Origin of the sequence: Pengzhenrongella sp. (genome assembly GCF_036565025.1) — a bacterium.
Lineage (GTDB): Bacteria > Actinomycetota > Actinomycetes > Actinomycetales > Cellulomonadaceae > Pengzhenrongella.
Map to the genome: position 1 here is coordinate 71,904 of NZ_DATCNW010000474.1, position 21,805 is coordinate 93,708.

The 21,805-nt window shown below is 71.9% G+C and carries 14 protein-coding genes and 1 pseudogene; 14 read left to right on the forward strand and 1 reads right to left on the reverse strand.

The genetic code is table 11. The annotated features are described in order from the left end of the window. Positions 1 to 45 precede the first annotated feature (45 nt). From VIM26_RS26730 to VIM26_RS26745, 4 genes are read left to right on the forward strand one after another with little or no spacing between them, the layout of a single operon-like run. Positions 46 to 468, forward strand: a complete 423-nt coding sequence (locus VIM26_RS26730; RefSeq protein ID WP_331956376.1) for a hypothetical protein — start codon at positions 46 to 48, stop codon at positions 466 to 468. After that, complete coding sequence (locus VIM26_RS26735) at positions 462 to 1,865, forward strand: hypothetical protein (protein WP_331956377.1); 1,404 nt, start codon at positions 462 to 464, stop codon at positions 1,863 to 1,865. The genes VIM26_RS26730 and VIM26_RS26735 overlap by 7 nt, the downstream gene beginning before the upstream one ends. Further along, entirely contained in the window at positions 1,865 to 2,155 is a 291-nt protein-coding gene (locus VIM26_RS26740; RefSeq protein ID WP_331956378.1) for a hypothetical protein, read from the forward strand. Before VIM26_RS26735 ends, VIM26_RS26740 begins: the two co-directional genes overlap by 1 nt. Before the next feature lie 8 nt (positions 2,156 to 2,163). Beyond that, complete coding sequence (locus VIM26_RS26745; RefSeq protein WP_331956379.1) at positions 2,164 to 2,595, forward strand: hypothetical protein; 432 nt, start codon at positions 2,164 to 2,166, stop codon at positions 2,593 to 2,595. Positions 2,596 to 3,073: 478 nt separating this feature from the next. On the opposite strand, the pseudogene VIM26_RS26750 reads toward VIM26_RS26745, so the two are convergent. Then, positions 3,074 to 3,241, reverse strand: a pseudogene (locus VIM26_RS26750) (transposase); the annotation flags it as partial. Positions 3,242 to 3,588: 347 nt separating this feature from the next. Here VIM26_RS26750 and VIM26_RS26755 point away from each other — a divergent pair. The 10 genes from VIM26_RS26755 to VIM26_RS26800 all read left to right on the forward strand — a co-directional run. Then, positions 3,589 to 9,645, forward strand: coding sequence for an Ig-like domain-containing protein (locus tag VIM26_RS26755; protein WP_331956380.1), 6,057 nt, complete (start codon positions 3,589 to 3,591; stop codon positions 9,643 to 9,645). A gap of 26 nt (positions 9,646 to 9,671) precedes the next feature. Continuing rightward, positions 9,672 to 10,646 carry a MoxR family ATPase gene (locus tag VIM26_RS26760; RefSeq protein ID WP_331956381.1) on the forward strand — a complete coding sequence of 325 codons (975 nt, stop codon included), beginning with the start codon at positions 9,672 to 9,674 and terminating at the stop codon, positions 10,644 to 10,646. Continuing rightward, positions 10,643 to 12,043 carry a DUF58 domain-containing protein gene (locus tag VIM26_RS26765; protein ID WP_331956382.1) on the forward strand — a complete coding sequence of 467 codons (1,401 nt, stop codon included), beginning with the start codon at positions 10,643 to 10,645 and terminating at the stop codon, positions 12,041 to 12,043. Before VIM26_RS26760 ends, VIM26_RS26765 begins: the two co-directional genes overlap by 4 nt. Beyond that, a complete protein-coding gene (locus VIM26_RS26770; RefSeq protein WP_331956383.1) occupies positions 12,040 to 14,400 on the forward strand; it encodes a transglutaminaseTgpA domain-containing protein in 2,361 nt (786 codons plus the stop codon). The genes VIM26_RS26765 and VIM26_RS26770 overlap by 4 nt, the downstream gene beginning before the upstream one ends. After that, positions 14,397 to 15,695: an RDD family protein gene (locus tag VIM26_RS26775; RefSeq protein WP_331956384.1), complete on the forward strand. Its 1,299-nt coding sequence runs from the start codon at positions 14,397 to 14,399 to the stop codon at positions 15,693 to 15,695. Before VIM26_RS26770 ends, VIM26_RS26775 begins: the two co-directional genes overlap by 4 nt. Further along, positions 15,692 to 16,507 carry a PP2C family protein-serine/threonine phosphatase gene (locus VIM26_RS26780; RefSeq protein WP_331956385.1) on the forward strand — a complete coding sequence of 272 codons (816 nt, stop codon included), beginning with the start codon at positions 15,692 to 15,694 and terminating at the stop codon, positions 16,505 to 16,507. The genes VIM26_RS26775 and VIM26_RS26780 overlap by 4 nt, the downstream gene beginning before the upstream one ends. Then, a complete protein-coding gene (locus VIM26_RS26785; protein WP_331956386.1) occupies positions 16,504 to 17,838 on the forward strand; it encodes an FHA domain-containing protein in 1,335 nt (444 codons plus the stop codon). The genes VIM26_RS26780 and VIM26_RS26785 overlap by 4 nt, the downstream gene beginning before the upstream one ends. Further along, a complete protein-coding gene (locus VIM26_RS26790; RefSeq protein WP_331956387.1) occupies positions 17,835 to 19,427 on the forward strand; it encodes a protein kinase domain-containing protein in 1,593 nt (530 codons plus the stop codon). Before VIM26_RS26785 ends, VIM26_RS26790 begins: the two co-directional genes overlap by 4 nt. After that, positions 19,424 to 20,149 (forward strand): hypothetical protein, encoded by a 726-nt coding sequence (locus tag VIM26_RS26795; RefSeq protein ID WP_331956388.1) that lies wholly within the window; start codon positions 19,424 to 19,426, stop codon positions 20,147 to 20,149. Before VIM26_RS26790 ends, VIM26_RS26795 begins: the two co-directional genes overlap by 4 nt. Then, a partial coding sequence (locus VIM26_RS26800; protein ID WP_331956389.1) for an FHA domain-containing protein occupies positions 20,146 to 21,805 on the forward strand: 1,660 nt, incomplete at its 3' end. The genes VIM26_RS26795 and VIM26_RS26800, both read left to right, overlap by 4 nt.

Below are 21,805 nucleotides of genomic sequence, written 5' to 3' on the forward strand. Positions count from 1 at the left end.
CCGGACCCGGTCGGGTGTCACCCGGGTCGATCGAGAGGAGTGGAAATGACGACGACATGGATCGAGCCGGCGGCCGTTCTCTCCGCGGAGGCGAGCGGGTGGGAGGGGGTGTGGACGTTGGTGTTCGCCGCCGGCCACGCGGCGGTGAATCTCGCCTCGGTGCCCGGGGCGGATGACGACCTGGGCCTGACCTACGCGGCCCTGGACACTTCGTACGCGCTGACCGAGCTCGAGCAGCGACTGGTCGACTTCACCGCGCCCGGTGTGGCGGTCGACGTCGGGCCGGTGAGTCTCGCAGATCGGGACGCGGCGGTGGACGTCATCGACGAGCTTCTGGCAGCGGCGCAGGCCCTGACGAATGAGTTGGCGGGTCGGCCCGGCGCAGGTGTGCTCGTCGTGCTGTGTTCGACCCGGGTCAGCACGCTGCTCGAGTCGGCGCGGGCGAAGGCGACCGGGGGTGCATGGTGACGGCGCCGGCGACATACGGGGACCTGATGCTGCGGGCCGCGATCGGCATCCGGCACGGCGTGGTGTGGATGCAGAACCTGCCCCTGGAACGCGAGGAGTACGCCCAGACGGCCATCAACGACTTCCTTGAAGTTCTCCGCGCTCTCAAGGAGCACACGTTTGTCCTGCTCGAAATGCGCAGGGTGAACGGCATCCGGGTGTCTGGTGCCCCCGATCCGCGCGAGGAGGCCGCGTTGCGGTTGGGGGAGTTGCTGCACGACGTCGTTGGTGCGAACCCTCCGTGGGCGTGGGTCGGTGCCAAGTTCAGCCCATCGCCGTGGGCGACCGCGGCCCGGTGCGTGCGCGCGGCGAGCGAGCTGGTCGCCACCCACTCCGACGCCGACGGTGAACCCCGCACCCCCGACCTCGACGCGGTCCTGCGCCACCCCGCCGCCCGACAAGCCGGCCTGGCCCAGGTTGGCGACCTGGTCGCGACGATCGTGTCCGGGGAGGACTACCTCGCGTTGCGCGCAGCGCAATCGGGCGTCCCCTGGCCACAGGTGCGCCACCAGCTGCCGGACCTGGGCGAGGTCCGCGCGTACGCGCGGGACGTCGCCGGGATCGGGTCGCTGCCGACATGGGCGCACCTGGACGATCTCACCGTTGCCAGCGCGCCGATCCGGACCGGGGAACCTGCCGCGCAGTTCAGCGACCGGATGCTGCGCCTGCGCCGGATCGCGTGGCACGACGTCCGATCGGCCCACCCCTCGGTCGACACGCTGAAGACGTACGCCACCCTCGGCATCGCGGTGCACGCCCACGCACTGGCGTTCCACGGCGTGCAGCCCGCCGCGCTCCGCGCTGACGAGCCGATCCCACGCCAGCTCGAGTCCGTGGCGAGCCGGGGGCGCGCGTGGCAGGAGGTGTCCCGGGCGCTGGTCGACTGGCGATCCGCGCAGCCGGGCGACCCCGTCGTCGAGCAGGACTTCGCCCGGGTCAGCGGCCTGCTGCGAACCTTCGCCCCGCTGAGCGGAGACCAGCCCGATCTCTCCCCGGGTGATCGCCGGCACCTGGGCCAGGCGATCTCGGCAGCCTGCGCGATGACCGCCGACATCGGACGCTGGAACCAAACCACGGCGGAGCGCATGGGCCGCGGCCATCAGGTCTACGTCCCGGCGCGGAGCCTGACCGGATCGCAGGTCACGTGGAAGCCCGAACTGGCCGACGCCAAACTCTCCGGCCGCTGCGTGCCCGCCGACGGCCATCGCATCGAAACGGTCGACGCCCTCTACACACGCACGATCGCGCACAAGGATCCCGCCCTCCTCGGAGCCGGCGGCCTCACCCTGCGCGCCGAACCGCTCCGCACGGTCGCCAAACCGGCGCCCGGCCACGATCCGATCGAAAGGAGCCGGTGATGAGGACCGGTGCGTACACGCGAGACTTCGACCTTCCGGGCTGGTCGGAGCAATCCATCTGGGGCTACGACGAGCTGCTCGAAAGCTTCTGGGCGCAGCTGTGGCGCGACGAGGACCGCTTCGACGCACCCCGGATCTCGATCAGCTCCTACCACCTCATCCCCACGATCCCCGCGCTCGCGCGGGTCATCGCGGACCAGTTAGGGATCAACGAAGGCGAGGCGTGCCTCGCGCTCCTCGGCCGCAGCCGGCTCGACCGGGTACGCACCGCGATCCAAGGTCGGAGATGACAACTGCCATGACCGACGTCAGCGCCCTGACCTTCGACCAGCTCACTACCGGGCTGCGCGCCTGGGCGCGTGGACTGTACCCGCTGGAGGCGGCCGTCGAAGTGCTGCTGGCGCACCGTGGCTGGCTGCACCGCGCCGACTTCCGGCGAGCCACTCTGCGGATCAGCGACGGCAGACCTTCGTGTGTCGGTATCGACTGGGCCGCTGCCGCCCAATTCGCGGGCCGCGCGCCCGCGAGCGGGAGTGAGATCGCCATGCTGCGTATCGCGATCAGCATCGCCGGGCGAGAGATCTACCGGCCCCTCGGAGACCTCTTGAGCGGGCTCGACGCGGCCAACATCACAATCGTGCTGAACGCCATCGCCCACACCGCCGGCTGGCACGAACGCGGCACCGTCGCCCTCATAACCGGCGGGTTCGATGCGCTCACACCCGCGTGATCGCGCGCGCCGAACACGAACACCACGATGATGACGACCTTGCAGAACACGAGCGCGGCGACGATCTCCAACCAGCGCCGGGTCCACACGCGGGTCGGGTCCCACGCGGACCGGGCGAACGCGATCGGTGCGAACACGGCGATCAGGACCAGGGCCGCCTTGCGGAACAGCATCACGCCCCACAGCAGGATGAACCCGACGATCAGCGCGAGCCCTACGAGCATCTGCAACACCGGGGGACGGCCCCGAGATCAGCGGGGCGAAGTCGAAGAACCGCGCCGCGGCGGCCGAGACCTATCCCGCCCGACGCGGCGAGGTACTGGCAGATCCCGTCGACCGCTGTCAGCGCGACTTGAGTGAGCGCCAGCGCCCGCGTCGCGCCGAGCGCGCGGAGTCCGGCGTGTCGCACCTGCAAACCTCCAGGTCAGCGGACCGGCTCACCGACTACGCAATGACCCTGGAGGCGCACCGAGTCGATCTCGTCGCGCTCGATCCAGTTCCGCAAGGTCGCGGGATTGACGCCGAGCAGACGCCCGACCTCGCGGCGCGCCACCACCTTGGACTCGTCATGCTCACGGAGCCGGTCCTGATACATCCGGACCGCTCGGACGCGCGTCTCCGGGTCAAACTTCCTCGGTCCAGACACTCCAGAAGTCTCCATGCTGAATCAGCGCCTCCACCAGACCCACGACGGTTCACCCGCGGGCGTCGGCTCCTTGGGTCTCGCAGATGTCAACGTCGGGCGAATCTCGACCGGTTGGCGTCGACCCCTTGTCAGTCTTCAGCCACCGTCGACACTCGGGTGAACCTGCGCAATCACCGGGTGAACTGGTGGTTGCGGGTACAACTCCCCCTGGCGTGATCAGGGCAAACCCGTCTATGTTGCCAATTCGGAGTGTGCGGCGGTCATCGGTTGCGATGGTTGCGATGGTCGATGGGTCACGGCCCCGTCCACGGCCACGCTCCGGACCAACGATTTCTCGGAGAGGCAACGTGCCGGTGCTGGGGTGGTGGAGACGTCACAGAGGGGCGCTTGCCTCCACGGCAACGGTCTCGGTCTTCTCGACCGCGGCGTTCGGGCTGGCGATCTTGTACCCAGGCACGCCGACCACCCAGGTGGAGCTCAACGACGGCGGCGTCTGGGTCACGAACGCCGCCATGAGCCTGCTGGGTCACCTCAACTTCCAGGCGGGCGAGCTGGACTCGAGCCTGCGGGCGACGAGCAACAACTTCGACGTCCTCCAGCTCGCGGGCGCGGTGATCCTGGACGACACCGGTTCAGGTACCGCCAGCCCGGTCGATGTCGCGAGCGTCTCGCTCAAAGGCAACACGCCCCTGCCGACCGGTGCCGTGATGGCCCTGGGCGGCCAGACCGTGGCGATCACAGCGTCCGACGCCACGAAGAAGACCAAACTCTGGGTGCTGCCGGCCGACCAGGTGGCGTCGTTCGACGCCGAGCAGATGCAGCCGACGGCGATCTTCGACAGCCCCGCCGCTGTCACCGTCGGGCAGGACGGGACGGCGTGGGCCGCGGTCGCCGCCAGGGGCGAGCTCGAGCGTTACCACGTGGGGGCGAAGCCGGACGTGCGCTCGCTGCCCGGGGTCCCCGCGGACTCCGAGTTGGAGGCCACGACGGTCGGTACCCACGTCGTGGTCCTGGACGCGAGCGTTGGCACGGTGAGTATCGACGGCGGCAACCCGGTCACAGTCAAGGGGGCGAAGAACGCGCGGCTGCAGCAGCCGGGCCCGGACGCCGCGGCGGTCGAGGTCGCGACGACCGCCGCGCTGCTCGACGTGCCGCTCGGCGGCGGCGAGCCGGTCCGGCACCGCGCCGGGGGAAGCGGGGTCGCCGCGGCGCCGGTGCGGCTCAACGGCTGCACGTACGCGGCCTGGAGCGGCTCGGCGCGCTACCTGCGTGACTGCGACGGCACCGCGCACGACTCGGCCCTGGACATCCCGAACGCTGGGAACGGCGAACTGCGGTTCCGGGTCAACCGGGACGTCGTGGTGCTGAACAACCTGGCGACCGGGGCGGTCTGGCTGACCGACAACGCGCTGACCCAGGTGAACAACTGGAGCGACGTCACCCCGCCGAAGCAGGACAACAAGCAGAACCAGGCGACCGGCACCTCCCAGGACCAGCGGCTGCCCGACCGGACGAAGGCGAACCAGAACCCGGTCGCGGTCGACGACCACTTCGGCGTGCGACCCGGCCGGACAGCCGTGCTGCCCGTCCTGGCCAACGACTCCGACCCGGACGGCGACCTGCTCGTCGCGCAGGCCAAGACGCAGCCGTCGTTCGGGGCGCTGCAGTCGATCCGCGGCGGCGAGGCGTTCCAGCTGGCCGTCCCGGACAAGGCCACGGCGACCTCGTCGTTCAGCTACACCGCGCTGGACGGTCGCGGTGGGAAGGCGGATGCGAACGTGAGCCTGGAGGTGCACGGCTGGAACACCGAGGCCGCGCCGGTGCAGAACCGGATCTCGACCCTGGTCGTCGAGCAGGGCAAGAGCGCCACGATCAACGTGCTGCCCGGGTGGAGCGACCCGGACGGCGACGACATCTTCCTGCAGTCGGTCGCCTCGACAACCGCCGACCAGGTCAGGTCGACCCCGGACGGGCAGGTGACGTTCACCGACGTGGGGACCAGTTCGGGGCGGAAGAAGATCACGCTCGTCGTCTCGGACGGGCAGAAGACCACCGAGGGCGAGCTGGACGTCGAGGTCCGCACGCCGGGCGAGCAGCCGCCGGTGGCGAACGCCGACCACGTGAGCACGGTGGTCGGGCGGGCCGTCACGGTCTCGCCGCTGGCCAACGACACCGACGCCAACGGCGACCAGTTGCGGCTGGCGAAGGTGGAGGACCGCGCGGACCTGCAGGTCACCAAGGAGTTCGCCGCCGGGACGTTCACGGTGTCCGCGCAGACCGCGGGCACCTACTACCTCACCTACGTGGTGACCGACGGACCGGCGACCGCGACCGGGCTGGTGCGCATCGACGTCGCCGAGGCCGGGACGGCGCAGGGCGCGCCGATCGCCGTGCGGGACACGGGGATGCTGACCGCGGGCGGGAAGGTGTACGTCGACCCGCTGGCCAACGACGTCGACCCCGCCGGCGGGGTGCTGGTCGTGCAGGGCATCACGCTGCCGGCCGGCTCGCCGCTCACCGTCGCCGTGATCGACCACCACCTGCTGCGGATCAGCGCGCAGTCGGCTCTCACCGGTCCCACGTCGTTCACCTACTCCGTGTCGAACGGGACGGCGGCGGCGACCGGCGAGGTCGTCGTGCTCCCGGTGCCGGCCGCGGCCACAACCCAGCCGCCGGTGGCGGTCGACGACACAGCGACCGTCCGGGTCGGGGACGTCGTGACCATCCCGGTGCTGGCGAATGACACCAGCCCGAGCGGGGCCGCGCTCTCGGTGGTGCACGACCTGGCGCAGAAGCCGGAGTCCGGCACGGCGTTCGTCGCGAACGACCAGGTCCGGTTCCAGGCCCCGGCCACCGCGACGACCGTGCACCTCATCTACCAGGTCACCGACCCGGCGCAGCAGACCGCTTCTGCCCAGGTGACGATCACGGTCCGGGCCGCGGACGCCGCGCACAACTCCCCGCCGCAGCCGGCCGACGTCACGGCACGGGCCCTGGCGGGGCAGACGATCCGGATCTCGGTGACTCTGGACGGGATCGACCCGGACGGCGACTCGGTGCAGTTGGTGGGGATCGGCTCGGCGCCCACCAAGGGCCGGGTGGTGACGGTCGGGGCGTCCTGGCTGGACTACGAGGCCAGCAAGGACGGTGCCGGCACCGACACGTTCACCTACACCGTCCAGGACAGGTTCGGGGCCCGAGCGCGCGCGAGCGTGCTCGTCGGGATCGCGCCGACTGCGGCGACCAACCAGCAGCCGGTCGCGGTGCCGGACACCGTGAGGGCCCGGCCCGGCCGGGATCTGGCGGTGCCGGTGCTCGCCAACGACGTGGACGCCGACGGCGATGCGCTCACGCTGGTCAAGAACTCCCTGGAGGTCTCGGACGCCTCCGTGAAGGCGACGGTGTTCGGCGACCGGGTCGAGTTGACGACGCCGGCCAAGGCCGAAGTGCTCACGGTCTACTACGGGGTCACCGACTCCAAGACCGGGACCGTCACCGGGAGCCTCACCGTGACCGTCGACCCGAACGCGCCGCTGCAGGCGCCGATCGCGCGCGACGACCTGCTGACCGCCGCGCAGGTCGCAGGCAAGACCAGCGCGACGGTCAACGTGCTGGACAACGACGAGGACCCGGACGGGAACGTCGCAGACCTCAAGGTCGCCTCGCAGGTGGCGGGGGTCAAGGTCGCCTCGGACGGCTCGGTGCAGGTCCCGGTCACCGAGACCGGGCAGGCGATCCTCTACACGGTCACCGACGTCGACGGCCTCGTCGGGTCGGCGTTCGTATGGGTGCCGGGGGCCCACGACGAGCGCCCGCGGCTGAAGTCCACCGAGCCGGTCAAGGTCGACTCGGGGGCCAAGCTCACGCTCAAGCTGGCCGACTACGTGCAGGTGGCCGCCGGCAGGTCGCCTCGGGTGACGACGGCCGCGTCGGTCTCGGCCTTGCACGGGAACGGCTCCCCGGTGCTGGTCGACGCGACAACCCTGGCCTTCACCTCCGCCACGGGCTACTTCGGGGCCGCGGGGGTCACCTTCGAGGTGACCGACGGCACCGGGCCGGACGACCCGAACGGGCACACCGCGGTGCTGACGATCCCGATCACCGTGAACCCGCCGACGAGCCAGCCGCCGACGTTCACCGGCTCGACCGTGAAGATCGCTCCCGGTGAGGACCCGGTCGTGGTCGACCTCGCCGCCCTCACGACCGACCCGGACGCCGGTGACCTGGCGAAGATGAAGTACACCCTCGAGGGGCAGCCCGCCGGCGGGTTACGGGTCTCGGTGTCCGGGCAGAAGCTGACCGCCGCCGCCGGGGTCGACACACCGAAGGGCACCACCACGACCGTCAAGCTCAAGGTGTCGGACGGGACGACGGCCCCGGTGGACGGCACCCTCACGGTGACGGTCGTCGCCTCGACCCGGCCGCTGGCCGTCGCCAACGACGACATCGTGGACAAGGCGCGCCAGGGCAAGACCATGACCGTCGACGTGCTGGCCAATGACCAGAACCCCTTCCCAAACACCGCGCTGACCCTGGTCGGCGCGCCGGTGGTGGAGACCGGTTCGGGCACCGCGACCCTGTCCGGGACGCAGGTCCAGGTCAACCCGGCGAAGGACTTCATCGGCACGATGGTGGTCCGCTACCGGGTGCAGGACGCGACCAAGGACGCCGACAGGTACGTCGACGGGCGCATCAAGCTCACAGTCCAGGGCCGCCCGGCCACCCCGGCGACCCCGCAGGTCAGCGAGATCCGCTCCAAGACCGTGGTCCTGTCCTGGGCGGCGCCGGCGAACAACGGCGCGCCGATCACTGGGTACACGGTCAGGTCGTCCGGCGGCCAGACGTTCCACTGCCCGACGACGACGTGCACCCTCGACGGCCTGACCAACAACGTCGACTACACCTTCAGGGTCGTGGCGACCAACGAGGTCGGGGACTCCGACCCCTCGCCTGCCTCCGCCTCGGCCCGGCCGGACGCCAAGCCCACCGCCCCCGGTGTCCCGGGGCTGAAGTTCGGCGACAAGTCGCTCGGCATCACCTGGGCGGCGCCGACCGGGTACGAGGGCTCGCCGGTGCAGAGCTACACCCTGGAGATCTCGCCGCCGCCGCCGTCCGGCGTCGGGCAGAAGACCGGGGTCACCGGGACGTCCTACACCTGGACCGGACTGGAGAACGGGGTGCCCTACAAGGTGCGCGTCCAGGCGAAGAACCTCGCCTCGGACCCGTCCGACTGGTCCGGGTATTCGGCCAGCGAGACCCCGGCCGGGGTGCCGAACGCGCCGGCGCAACCGACCACCATCCGGCTCGACCCGGTCGGCAACCAGGCCCAGCTCCAGGTCGCGTGGGTGGCACCGAAGGACAACGGCAACGCGATCGCCTCCTACACGGTCAACGTGCTGCGCGGCGGGGCGTCGGTCTCCTCGATCAAGGTCGCCGGCGGCAGGACGACGCAGGCGATCACGCTCGACACGAACGTCACCGACTACACCTTCACGGTCACCGCTGTGAACAAGGCCGGGAACGGGGCGGCCAGCGCGGCGTCGGCGCCACGACGGGCATTCGTCGCGCCGGGTGCAGTGACCTCGCCGATGAATGTTGTACCGGGCGACAATCAGTTCACGCTCACGTTCGGGCCGGCACCCGGAAACGGCGCGCTGAGCAGTGAGCTCGCTTATCAGTACAGGCTGAACCGCGCTGGGTCGTGGATAGCTGTTCCCGATGACAAAGTCGTCCGTTCCGGGGTCCAAAACAACCAGTCGTACATTGTGGAGGTCCGAGCGGTTACTTCCCTGGACGGAGTCACCTACCCGGGGCCAGAATCCTATCTGGGAGGGGTGTCCCCCTATGGTCGTCCGATCGCGCCTACGGTGTCAGTAGTCGAAGGTGACACCACAGTGACTTTCACGGTATCCATGCAGAAGAATGGGCGGTGGAATACCCACGTCATGTACCGAATCGATGGCGGGAACTGGCAGGACGGTTTTGGCGGCGGTGGGCCCTACACGGTCGGCGACGGCCACAGTCAAACTCACACGTTCGGTGCGAAGACGGTCGATGACCTAGGCCAGGAGAGTTCCGAGACCACAGCGTCGGGAACAACCGCGCCGCCGCCGCCGCCGCCGACACCGACCTACGACGTCACCTGGGGAGGCTTCCAGCCGGTCGCCGGTTGCGGCACTGCAAGTTGCCTTCAGGTGCAACTCACCGTCACCAACTTCCCAGCCGGAACATACGCCTATTGGTGCGAGTGGAATGACGGGTCGCGATTCCCATCTGGAACTGGGACGAGGAATTTCAATGTTCCGGCAAATGGCACGGTCGGAACTGTGTGCACGACGGGCACGGGACTCTCGGTGCGGCTTCATTTCGGCAATTACACGACCGGATATTCCAGCCATGGCTGAGCTGATGCACGGAAGGGCGCGCTGACATGACCATCACCACCGATCAAGCGACCTGGTTCGCGGACACGTTCGAGAAGCTGGTCGCCAACGTCGGCCAGGCAGTGCTCGGCAAAGCGGACGTCGTCCGGCTCGCGCTCTCCTGCATGCTGGCCGAGGGGCACCTGCTGCTGGAGGACGCGCCAGGCACCGGCAAGACGTCGCTGGCCCGGGCGATCGCGGCGACCGTGCAGGGTTCGCACAACCGGATCCAGTTCACCCCGGACCTGCTGCCCTCGGACGTTACCGGCGTGAACATCTGGGACCAGCGCAAGGGCGACTGGGACTTCCGCAAGGGCCCGGTGTTCGCCTCGATCGTGCTGGCCGACGAGATCAACCGTGCCTCGCCGAAGACGCAGTCGGCGCTGCTGGAGGTCATGGAGGAGTCTCAGGTGACTGTCGACGGGATCGCCTATGGGGCGGGGCGCCCCTTCATGGTGATCGCGACGCAGAACCCGATCGAGCAGGCCGGTACCTACCGCCTCCCGGAGGCCCAGCTCGACCGCTTCCTGATGCGCACCTCGATCGGCTACCCCGACCGGGCCTCGTCGATCAAGATCCTGCTCGGCGCAGCCGAGCGCGACCGCTCCGCGCACCTGCCCGCGCTCATCACCACCAGCGCGGTCGCCGACATGGCGGACCTCGCCGCGACGGTGCACGTGGACGCCTCAATCGCGGACTACATCAGCGCCCTGGCGGAGCAGACCCGGCACGCACCGCAGACCCGGCTCGGCGTCTCGGTGCGCGGGGCGCTCGCCCTGACCCGGGTCGCGAAGGTGTGGGCCGCGGCGCACGAGCGCACCTACGTGCTCCCGGACGACGTTAAGGACCTCATCGCCCCGGTCTGGACGCACCGCCTGATCCTCGACCCGGAGGCCGAGTTCGCCGGGGCCACGGCCCAGTCTGTGCTGCAGGTCGTGGCCGCCGACGTCGCCGCACCTCAGGAGCGGGTGCGCGCGTCATGAGCCAGCTGGTCGAGGAGGCCGACCCGCCGGCGCCGGCAAGCGCCGGGCGGGGGCGGCGGCGCCCGGACGGGCGGCCCGCTACCGCGGACGGGCCTCGCGGAGCGCGCGTCGCACGGCCGCCCCGTTCCGGTCCCCGAGAGCTCGTCGCCGCGGCCCGGCTGTCCGTCCGACGGGCGTGGTCCGACGCCGATCGGGCGTTCGCCACCGTCCGCGGTTCGCTCGCGCCGGTGCGCCGGGCGCTGGCCCCGGTGCTCGCCATCGTCGGGCCGGCGGGCTGGCTCGTCCTCGCGGCCGCGCTGGCCGGTGCCTGGTCCGGGCGGCGGCTCGGCTGGCTGGAAGGTTGGACGCTCGCCGTCGCTGACGGGCTGTTGCTCGTGGTTGCCGTGGCCTTCGTCGTCGGCCGGTCCTCGTACGCGGTCGCGCTGGACCTGGGGCGCCAGCGGGTCGTCGTCGGCAACCGCGCGACCGGTGAGCTGACCGTGCGCAACGTCGGCACCCGGGCCACGCTGCCGGCGCGGGTTGAGCTGCCCGTCGGGCTCGGCCTGGCGACGTTCCGGCTGCCGAGGCTGGCCGGCGGCGCCGAGCACGAGGAGATGTTCGTCGTTCCCACCCGCCGGCGCGGGCTCGTCGTTCTCGGGCCGGTGAGGTCGGTGCGCGGCGACCCGCTCGGCCTGCTGCGCCGGCAGGTGCGCTGGACGGACCCGACGGACCTGTACGTGCACCCGCGGACCATCTCCCTGGACGGTGCCTCGGCCGGCTTCTTGCGGGACATCGAAGGCCTGCCCACCCAGGACCTGTCGAGCAACGACATCGCCTTCCACGCCCTGCGTGACTACGTCGCCGGCGACGACCGGCGCTCGATCCACTGGCGCACCACCGCGCGCACCGGGCGGCTTGTCGTCCGGCAGTTCGAGGAGACCCGGCGCTCGCACCTGGTGGTCGGGCTCTCCAGCTGCGCCGCCGACTACGCCGACCCCGACGAGCTGGAGCTGGCGATCTCGGTCGCCGGCTCGATCGGCCTGCAGGCGATCCGGGAGGAGAAGCAGCTGTCCGTGCTCACCTCCCGCGGGCGGCTGCGGGCGAGCACCGCGACCCGGTACCTCGACGGGCTGTGCCTGATCGAGGCGGACGAGCAGGATCAGGGGCTGGCCGCGGTCGGCCGAGCGATCGGCGGCGAGGTCCCCGACGCGTCCGCGGTGATGCTCGTCGCCGGGACGGCGGTGAGCTCAGCGAGCCTGCTCGCCGCCAGCGTGCGGCTTCCGGCGAGCGCGCTCAACGTCGCCATTCGCTGCGCTCCCGGCGAGCAGGTCTCCCGCCGGATCCTCGGCAGCCTTGTCGTGCTCACCGTCGGCGCGCTCGAGCAGGTGCCACAGGTCATGCGCCGGGTCGCCGGATGAACCGCGCGCCCGTCCGCGGCCCGATCGCCCAGACGATCGACGTCGTCGTCTCGGCCGTGCTGGTCGGTGCCGGGCTTGTCGGCTTCGGACCCGCGTTCGGTGGCACCAGGTGGATGATCGCCGCCGGCGTCGGCCTGGTCCTGGGGCTGCTGCTGGCCGTGGCCGGCGCCGCGCGCCGGTGGGTGGCGCTCACGCTCGCCGCACTCGTCATCGTCGTCTATCTGCTGGTCGCCGGCCCGCTCGCGGTGCCCGAGCAGACCGCCTCCCGGGTGCTGCCCACGCTCGAGTCCACCCGGGCGGTGCTGGTCGCCGCCATCCGGGCCTGGAAGGACATGCTCACCCTGACCCCGCCGGTCGGCGAGCACCCGGCGGTGCTCGTCGCGCCGCTGCTCACGGGGCTGATCGCCGCCGTGGTCACCGCCTCGCTCGCGCTCCGGGCGAGCCGCCCCTGGTGGGCGCTGCTGCCCGCGGTGGTCGCGTTCGTCATGCCGATCGCGCTCGGCACGATCGATCCCGCCGCGCCGGTCGTCCAGGGTGCGGTGTTCGCCGCCGTCGCCGTCGGCTGGGCGGTGTGGCGCCGTGAGTCGCACCTGCGGGCCACCAACCTCGCCGCCGACGTCGATTCCGGCTCGCGCGCCGCGATGGCGCGCAGGCGGGTCTCGACCGGGGCGGGGATGCTCCTCGCCGTCGGCGCCGTGGCCTTCGCCCTGGCACCGCTCACGGCGGCGGCCGTGCCCCGGCACACGCTGCGCGAGACCGTCGTGCCGCCGCTCGACCTGCGGGACTACCACAGCCCGCTGGTCGCCTTCCGGTCCTACGTCAAGGACCACGACAAGGACGTGCTGTTCACCGTCGACGGGCTGCCCGCGGGCGGACGGGTCCGGCTCGCCACCCTCGACGGCTACGACGGTGTCGTCTACGACGTCACGGAACGCGGTGTCGGCGCGACGTTCGAACCGGTCCCCGGCTCGGTGCCCGGCACCGGCTCCACGACCCGGCTGACGATCACCTCGACGACCTACTCTGGGGTGTGGCTGCCGGACGCCGGCGACCTGCGCTCGATCACGTTCGCGGGTCCCCGCGCCACCACGCTGGCCCGGTCCCTGTACTACGACCAGGGCACCGGCGTGGCGATCACGACGGCGGGCCTCGCGGCCGGCGACTCCTACAGTCTGGACGTCGTGCTGCCGCGCACCTGGACCGACGACCAGCTCAAGGGCAGACAGTTCGCGAACGTCACGCTGCCGGGCACGACGAACGTGCCCGATGCGGTGCAGGCGTCCGCCGGGCAGATGGCCGGCGCCGGCACCGACTCGATCACCGCCGTGCACAACATCCAGTCGACGCTGTCCACCAAGGGCTTCTTCAGTCACGGGCTCGTAGGTGAGGCGGCATCGCGCTCCGGGCACACCGCCGAGCGCATCGCCGCGCTGCTCAGCACCGACCAGATGGTGGGCGACGACGAGCAGTACGCCGTCGCGATGGCCCTCATGGCCCGCCAGCTCGGCATCCCGGCCCGGGTGGTGATGGGCTTCTACCCCGCGAATGCGAAGGCCACCGGCACCGTCTCGATCACCGGGGACGACGTGCACGCCTGGGTCGAGGTGGACTTCGCCGGGGCCGGCTGGGTGTCGTTCGACCCGACCCCGCCGAAGAACCAGACCGTCGACCAGCAGGCGCCGAAGCCGCGCTCGAACCCCAAGCCGCAGGTGCTGCAGCCGCCCGCGCCCCCGAAGGCGCCCGCCGAACTCCCCCCGGACACCCGTCAGGACAGGGGCAGGGACCACTCCGGCGGGCTTGACCCGTGGTGGGTTTCGGCGCTGCGGACCGCCGGGCTCGCGATGATCCCGGTCATCGTGGTGGTGGGGCCGCTGGCACTGATCGCCTGGCTCAAACGTCGGCGCCGGCGACGACGTTCCACGGCCGACGAGCCGGTCGCCCGCGTGAGCGGGGGCTGGTACGAGGTCGTCGACCGCGCGGCGGACCTTGGCACCCGCGTTCCGGGCGGGGCGACGCGTCGGGAGACCGCCGTCATGCTCGCCGAGCGTTACCCGCGCGCCGAGCTCGCCCCGCTGGCGGCAAAGGCCGACACGGCCGTCTTCGGCGCGGGCGAACCGGACGAGGCCGACGTCGCCGAGATGTGGCGGCAGGTCAACAAGGTCGTGGCGGCAATGTCCGGGTCCGTCGGCCGTTGGGCGCGGCTCCGGGCGCGTTTCTCGGTGCGGTCGCTGGTTGCGGACGGCCGACGGCAACGCCCAGCGACGGCGGTGCGTCCCGCCGCCAGCGTCCGTCACGGCCTCGTGAGGGCGCGCACCGCCAACCGCTCACCGAAAACTCGAGCAGGAGGACAGCGATGAGCATCGTGACAACCACACCGGACCCGACGATCCTCGGGGCCGCTCTGAACGGAACCGTGCCCGCTCCGGTTGGCCGTCGAATCGGGGCGTCGCTGATCGACACAGCGCTGGCGATCCTCGTCGAGGCCGCCGCCTTCGGCCTGGCGTACGCAGGCAATACGGACCCGTATCTGATCGTCGCCATCGCCCTACTGGTGTTGGGCTTCGTGCAGTGGCGCCTACACGCCACAACCGGCCAGACGATCGGCAAGCGAGCCGTTGGCGCCCGAACCCTGGCCGTCCCGGGGTGCACCCTCCCGGGCTGGGGGCGCACCCTCGGCCGGTACCTGTTGCTGGCCCTCGCGAGCTTCATCCCCTTGGGCGGACTGCTGTTCGTCATATCCCTGTTCTGGGACAAGGACCGACTGCTGCGCGGGTGGCACGACAAGGCCGCGAACGTCTTCCTCATCGACATTCGCGCCGGGCGCGACCCGCTGGCGCCCGGAGTCGGTGCCGCGGTCACGGCATCGACCCACTCGCAGGTCCTGGCGCCAGCGGGACCGTCGGTCGCCCCACCCGTCGTGGCGCGCGTGCAGCCTGTGGCCATGCTTCCCGATCCCGTCGCGCCGTCCACAGTGGGCGTCGCGCCGGTAGCGGCCCCGGCCTCTCCGCCGGCCCTGCCCCTTCCTGTCGGTCCGGTGCCCCCCGCGCCGCCGACGCCAACCGTGTCGCGGCGTCACGAGCCCCTCTCGGCGCCGTCGTCAGCCGGAGCGAGTACCGGCATCATCTCCGCGGTCCCCGGTCTGTCAGCGCCCACCCGTCCCACGGCTGCGCCGCCTCCGCCTCCGCCATCGCCTGCCCGGTCGGACCCTCGACCGTCCACGCCGGTGGGGGCCGTCCCGTTCTCACCGCTGCCCGCGCCGCCGAAGGACGACGACGCGGAGATGACCGTCATGTCGCTGGACTCAGCCGCCCCGGTGACCGAGGTCCGGCTGGTCTTCGACACCGGCGACGCGCTGCCGGTGACCGGCCGCGGGCGGATCGGCCGCGACCCCGTCGCCGGCAACGAGCCGGTGAGCCACCTCGTGCCGCTGGCCGACTCGACCAAGTCCGTCTCGAAGACCCACCTCGAGTTCGTCCTCGGTGACGGCGGGCTGTGGGTGTGCGACCTGCACTCGACCAACGGGTCCTCGATCGAGCGCACCGGGGCCCGCACCGGGGCCCGCACCGCGCTGCAGGCCGGCGAGTGGGTGCTGGCCGAGACCGGCTCGGTCGTCCACCTGGGGTCGCGGACGTTCCGGGTGGAGGTGCCGTGAGCGAGGGCTTCGACACCGAGTGGGGAGTGGCGACTGCGACCGGGCGCCGCAGCGGGAACGAGGACTCCTACCTGGCCGATCCGCCGGTGTTCGTCGTCGCCGACGGCATGGGCGGGCACGAGGCCGGTGAGGTCGCGTCGGCGATCGTCGTGCAGGAGTTCGACGACCTGCGTGGACGGGTGAGCGTGGAGCCGGAGGACCTGTTCGACCGGATCGAGCGGGGCGCGGCCCGCATCCGGGCGCTGCCCGCACCGCCAGGTCGCGGAGCCGGCACGACGCTGGCCGGCGTCGCGCTTGGCAGCCGTGGCGGCGCGCCCTACTGGCTGGTGGTCAACATCGGCGACTCGCGGGTCTACCGGGCCGCCGACGGGGTGCTCGAACAGGTGACCGTCGACCACTCGGAGGTCCAGGAGCTCATCGACGCCGGCGAGCTCACCCCCATGGAGGCCGACGGCTACCCCCGCCGCCACGTCGTGACCCGGGCGGTCGGTGCGTTCGCCCAGGTCAAGCCCGAGCTGTGGATGCTGCCAGCCGGCCCGCGCGACCGGATGCTCATCTGCTCGGACGGACTGACCAGCGAGCTGTCGGACGAGGTCATCGCCGACCTCCTGCAGACCTCCGGCAGCCCGCAGCAGTCCGCCGACGCGCTGGTCCAGGCCGCGCTGGCGAACGGCGGCCACGACAACGTCACGGTCGTCGTGGTCGACGGGCGGGGTCTGGACGACGACGACCGCACCGTCCCCTCGGTCACCGAGGCCGACGACGACACCCTTCCTCGCGAGGAGCTCGAGTCGATGGCAGGGACGTCGTGAGCACCGGGGACTACATTCCGGGCAGCCACCTCGCGGTGGTCGAGGTCCACGGGGTGGCGCTGCTGCCGGCATCCACCCCCGACCAGGTGCTCGCCGCAGTCCGGGCTGCGCTTGGCCCGGACGAGCCGGACGGCGAGCGGGCCGCCGTCCTGCTCGAGGCGCTCACCCTCGGCACCCGGCTTGCGGTGCTGCCGCCGTTCGCCGTCGCCGTGCTCGCTCCCGGTCGGGTCGACCTGCTGGTGCGCGGCCCGTACCGGGTCGCGGTCGCCGGTCCTCGGCCTACGCAGGTCGACGGCCTGCACGTGACCAGCTGGCGCGAAGAGTCCGTCGAGGACCCGACGCTGGTCGAGCTGGCCGGCGACGAGGACGTGTCGGGCCGCGCGCTGACCCTGGACCGCGGCGTCGCGCTCGCGGCGTCGGTCCGGCTCGCTCTCGTGCTGGCGCCCGGACCGGACCCGGCCCCGACTGTCGAGCGAGTCGCGGAGGTCGCCCCAGCTGCTGGACCGACGGACGGTGGCCCGCTCGTCGAACCCGTCGCGCAGACGTTGGACGGGCCGCCGGAGGCCACCTTGGCGACGGAGCTCACCAGGACCGGGGAGACGGGGACCGCGGAGGGGCTCGTCACCGGCGTCCCGGGATCGATCCCCGCTGCGGGCCCGGACCGGGGAGGGGAAGGCGCAGGCGAGACCGACTATGGGTTCCTGTGGGACCACACCGCCGTCCACGGCGTCGAGCATGCGGCGGTACGGTCGCCCGGCCACGAGAGTTCGCGCGTACCGGACCCTGAGGAGGACGGCGGCGACCACGACGGGGAGACGATCCATCTGGTCGACCTGTTCGGACCGGCGCCCGTGCCGGTGCCGGCGACGACGGGTAGCGGGCCCGGCGTGCTGTCCCGGTACTGCGCGCAGGGCCACCCGAGCGCCCCGCACGCGGTGGTCTGCCGGACCTGCGGCGAGCCGACGGTCGGCGAGCCGCGGGTCGGTGCCCGGCCCGCGCTGGGCCGGGTGCTGCTGGGCTCAGGGGAGACGGTCGACCTCGACCGCTCGGTGATCCTCGGGCGGCGCCCCCAGGCGTCCCGGGTCGGTGCGGGCGACATCCCGCACCTAGTGGCAGTGGGCGGCAAGGAGGTCTCGCGAAGCCACCTCGAACTGCGGGTAGAGGACTGGAACGTGCTGGCGGTCGAGCTCGGCTCGCGCAACGGGACGCTGATGCTGCGGCCCGGCCAGCCGCCGGTTCGGCTCGCGCAGAACAGTCCGGTGCCGGTCCGCAGCGGTGACCGGTTCGACTTGGGCGAGGGCATCGTCGTGACCGCCGAGGACGTGCCGTGAACCGACGCACCCCGGCTGCGCCACCGCAGCTGCCCGGCTTCGAGTACGTCTCGTCGCTGGGCTCCGGCGGATTCGCCGACGTGTTCCTCTACCGCCAGCTGCGCCCTCGCCGGGAGGTGGCGATCAAGGTGCTGCTCGCGGACGTGCGCGACGACGGCGGGCGGGAACGGTTCGACGCCGAGGCCGACCTCATGGCGCAGCTCTCGACGCATCCCCGCATCGTCACCGTCCACCAGGCCGACGTCGCGGCAGATGGTCGTCCCTTCCTCGTGATGGAGTACTGCCCGCCACCGAGCCTGGGGGACCGCTACAAGTCGGACCCGCTCGCCGTCGACGAGGCGTTGCGGACCGGGATCGAGCTCGCCGGGGCAGTGGAGACGATGCACCGGGCCGGCATCTGGCACCGAGACATCAAGCCGGACAACATCCTGCTCACGGAGTACCGCCGCCCGGCGCTCACTGACTTCGGCATCTCGGTGGTGTCCACGGACGTCGACGTGGCTCAGGGGCTCTCCGTGCCCTGGTCCCCACCGGAGGTGGTGAGCGGGCAGGTCGCGTCCGGGGTGACTGCGGACGTGTACTCCCTGGCAGCGACGGTGTACTCCTTGCTGGCGGGCCGTACCCCGTTCGAGCTCCGAGGTGGCGACAACGGCAAGCGTGCGCTTGCCGAACGGATCCGGACGGCCCCGCTGCCGCCGACGGGGCGTCCGGACGTCCCGCCGACCCTCGAGCAGGTGCTGGCCACGGCCATGGCGAAGGCGCCGGCCGCGCGCTATCCGTCTGCCCTGTCGCTCGCCCGAGCGCTCCAGCAGGTCCAGTCGCAGCTGCGGATGCCGGTGACCCAGGTCGAGGTGCGCGACGACTCGGTGCCCCCCGATCGGGAGGAGATCGAGGACGACGGCGCCACCCGCATCCGCTCGGTCGTCACGGTCGACCCGGCCATGGTGCCGGACTCGCGGCAGACCGGCTGGGGGACCGCAGACGCGGCGCTTGCGGAGACCTCCGTCCCGCCGGCCCGGACCGCGCCGGTGACGCCGCCGGACACCAAAGAGCCGCAGAGCGCACCCGTGGTTCGTGACTTCCGCGGCCCGGGGATCGCGAGCCCGGCGGTCGAGACGACGATCCACCGAGCCGCTGCCGAGGAATCCGTCGCGCCAGACGACGGGCCGCCCGCCCGGCGCTCGCCGGTGGCAGCGGTGGTGGCCGCGGTCGTGGTGGTGATCGTCGCGGTCGGCGCCTTCCTGGCTCTGCAGTCCCCTCCCGACGGCCCTCGTAGCGGCAACAGTTCACCGTCCGCTCCAGCGCCGGTGGACGCGGTCGGCGCGCCCGTCCCGGCACCGACCGCCGTCGTCGGCACCGTGCGGGGCGCGCGGGTGGCGTTCGCCTGGGGCAACCCCGACCCGAAGAGCGGCGACAGGTACCTCTACCGGGTCCCCGACCCGAGCTCGGAGGCCTCGTACACCACGACGTCCGCGACGGCCGTGACCGTGCCGGCCGTGGCCGGTGGCAAGACCTGCCTCGAGGTGCTGCTGCGCCGAGCGAACGGCACCAGTTCGCCGAAGCCCGGGACAGGGTGTGTCGGACCATGAGCGACATCGAGCGCACGACCGGCGCGTGCCGGCTTGAGTTCTGCGGCGAGTGGTTCGAGGTGTCGCCCACCGAACCGTTCGTCGTGGGTCGTGATGGGCCGCTCGGTCTGGACGACAACCCGTACCTGCACCGTCGGTTCCTCGAGATCGTGCTCGTCGACGGCGTGTGGTGGCTGCGCAACGTCGGGTCGCGGCTCTCGGCGACGATCACCGAGCCGTCCGGCGGGATGCAGGCCTGGCTGACGTCGGGCGGTCGACTGCCGCTGGTCTTCGCGACCACGGTCGTGGTGTTCACCGCGGGGCCCACGACCTACCAGGTCAGCCTCGAGACGACGCACGCCACCTTCACCTCGACGCTGCTGTCCGGGGCGGAGACGGGGACGACCACCGTCGGACACGTCGCCCTGACCGCGGCCCAGCGCGCCCTCATCGTCGCTCTCAGCGAACCGCTGCTCCGCAGCCCGGGCTCGACAACCACCGAGATCCCGTCCTCCGCGGTCGCTGCCGAACGGCTCGGCTGGGCGCTCACCCGGTTCAACAGGAAGCTGGACAACGTGTGCGACAAGCTCGACCGGGTCGGAATCCGAGGGCTGCGCGGCGAGCCGGGCCGGCTGGCCACGCAGCGACGAGCACGGCTCGTGGAGTACGCCGTGACCTCTCGGCTGGTGACCTCGGCCGACCTCGGGCTGCTCGACGTCCCGTTGCCGGCGGATCAGTCATGAGGCTCAAGCTCACCGTGCGCCGGGAGGGGGACGTGCACACCGATCTGGATGTCACGGCGGACGCGAGCGCGACGGTCGGCGACCTGGCCGGCACCCTGTTCCTCGCCGACCCGCTGCATAGCGGTGCCCAGCTGCCCGGTCCGGTGACTCTGCATGTGTGGGACGGGCAGAGCGGTCGTGCCCTCGAGCCGAAGATCGGCGTCCTGGATTCGGGGTTGCGCTCGGGCTCGACCGTGACCGTCGTCCAGCACTCCGACCGGTTCGGCTCCGACGACGCCGGACGCGGTCCGGTCGTCGTCACGGTGCGGGTGCTCGCGGGGCCAGATATCGGCCGGGAGTTCGGGCTGCCGTTCGGGTCGGCCGTGGTCGGTCGCGACCGGGATGTCGACGTTCGGCTGTCGGACCCGATGGTGTCCAAGCGGCATGCCCGGATCAACGTGGCCGACGGCGTGGAGGTCGTCGACCTGGCCTCGGCCAATGGAGTCCTGGTCGACGGGCAGCAGACCACCCGGTGGGTGATCGGTCCTGGGGAGGTCGTGACCCTCGGCGACACCGAGCTCGCCGTGGTGCAGCACCAGCGGGCCGGAGGTGCGCAGCCGACCACCCCGGACGTTCCGGTGCTGCGCTCGCCGCGCGTCGTCCCGCGGTTCGCCCCGAGGGAGGTCCCGGCGCCCGAGCCGCCGAAGCGGAACCCGCAGTCCCGGTTCCCGGTGCTCATGATCGCCGCGCCCGTGCTGCTCGGCGTCGGGCTGTACGTGCTGACGAAGAACACGAGCAGCCTCTACATCGTCGCGTTCTCCCCGGTTTTCGCCCTCGGCACGTGGCTGGAGGCCCGGCTGGACCAAAGTCGCCAGGCCAAGGCGTTCACCGCCGCGCTCGCTGCGCTGCGAGCGGAGCTGCTCGCCATGCAGGAGCGGGAGCGCATGGTCCGGCTTGCCGAGCACCCCTCCACCGCCGAGGCGGTCGACGACGCCCTACGGCACGGCGAGCTGCTCTGGACCAGACGACCGGAGCACCCCCAGTTCGCCACGCTGCGGCTGGGGCTGGGCACCACGCCGAGCCGCACCCAGGTGCGGCTCCCGGAGTCGAACGATACGAAGCCCGAGCACTGGTCGGCGCTGACCGCGCTGGCCGGCGAGCTCGCCACGATCGACCGGGTGCCCGTCGTCGCCGACCTGCGGGAGTGCGGGTGCCTCGGCGTGGCCGGCGAGGGTGCCCGCCCAGCGGCAGCGTCCCTCGTCGCCCAGTTCGTCGCCCTGCACTCACCGGCCGAGGTCGTGCTTGCGGCGTTCATCGGCCAGCAGGCGTCGCCGGACTGGCGCTGGCTGGCCTGGCTGCCGCACACCACCTCGCCGCACAGCCCGGTCGGCGGGCGCCTGCTGGCCGCGGACCAGGTGACGGCGTCGGCCCTGCTCAGCCGGTTGGAGGAGCTGGTCGCCACCCGTCGCACCGCGGGCGGGATGTCGACCGACGTGCGCGGACCGCTCGGTCCGGACGGGGAACCGCAGCCCGGGCCGGTGGTGGCGACCGTCGTCGTGCTCGTCGAGAACGGTGCGCCGGCGGACCGGGCAAGGTTGACCAGGCTCGCCGAGCTGGGCCCGGCGGTCGGGGTGCATGTGCTCTGGGTCGGCGCCGTCGTCGGCGACCTACCGGCGG

Coding starts and splice junctions, on each gene's coding strand:
- VIM26_RS26745 (WP_331956379.1), top strand. CDS start 2,164: ATGACCGACGTCAGCGCCCTGACCTTCGACCAGCTCACTACCGGGCTG.
- VIM26_RS26730 (WP_331956376.1), top strand. CDS start 46: ATGACGACGACATGGATCGAGCCGGCGGCCGTTCTCTCCGCGGAGGCG.
- VIM26_RS26760 (WP_331956381.1), top strand. CDS start 9,672: ATGACCATCACCACCGATCAAGCGACCTGGTTCGCGGACACGTTCGAG.
- VIM26_RS26735 (WP_331956377.1), top strand. CDS start 462: ATGGTGACGGCGCCGGCGACATACGGGGACCTGATGCTGCGGGCCGCG.
- VIM26_RS26795 (WP_331956388.1), top strand. CDS start 19,424: ATGAGCGACATCGAGCGCACGACCGGCGCGTGCCGGCTTGAGTTCTGC.
- VIM26_RS26775 (WP_331956384.1), top strand. CDS start 14,397: ATGAGCATCGTGACAACCACACCGGACCCGACGATCCTCGGGGCCGCT.
- VIM26_RS26740 (WP_331956378.1), top strand. CDS start 1,865: ATGAGGACCGGTGCGTACACGCGAGACTTCGACCTTCCGGGCTGGTCG.
- VIM26_RS26765 (WP_331956382.1), top strand. CDS start 10,643: ATGAGCCAGCTGGTCGAGGAGGCCGACCCGCCGGCGCCGGCAAGCGCC.
- VIM26_RS26770 (WP_331956383.1), top strand. CDS start 12,040: ATGAACCGCGCGCCCGTCCGCGGCCCGATCGCCCAGACGATCGACGTC.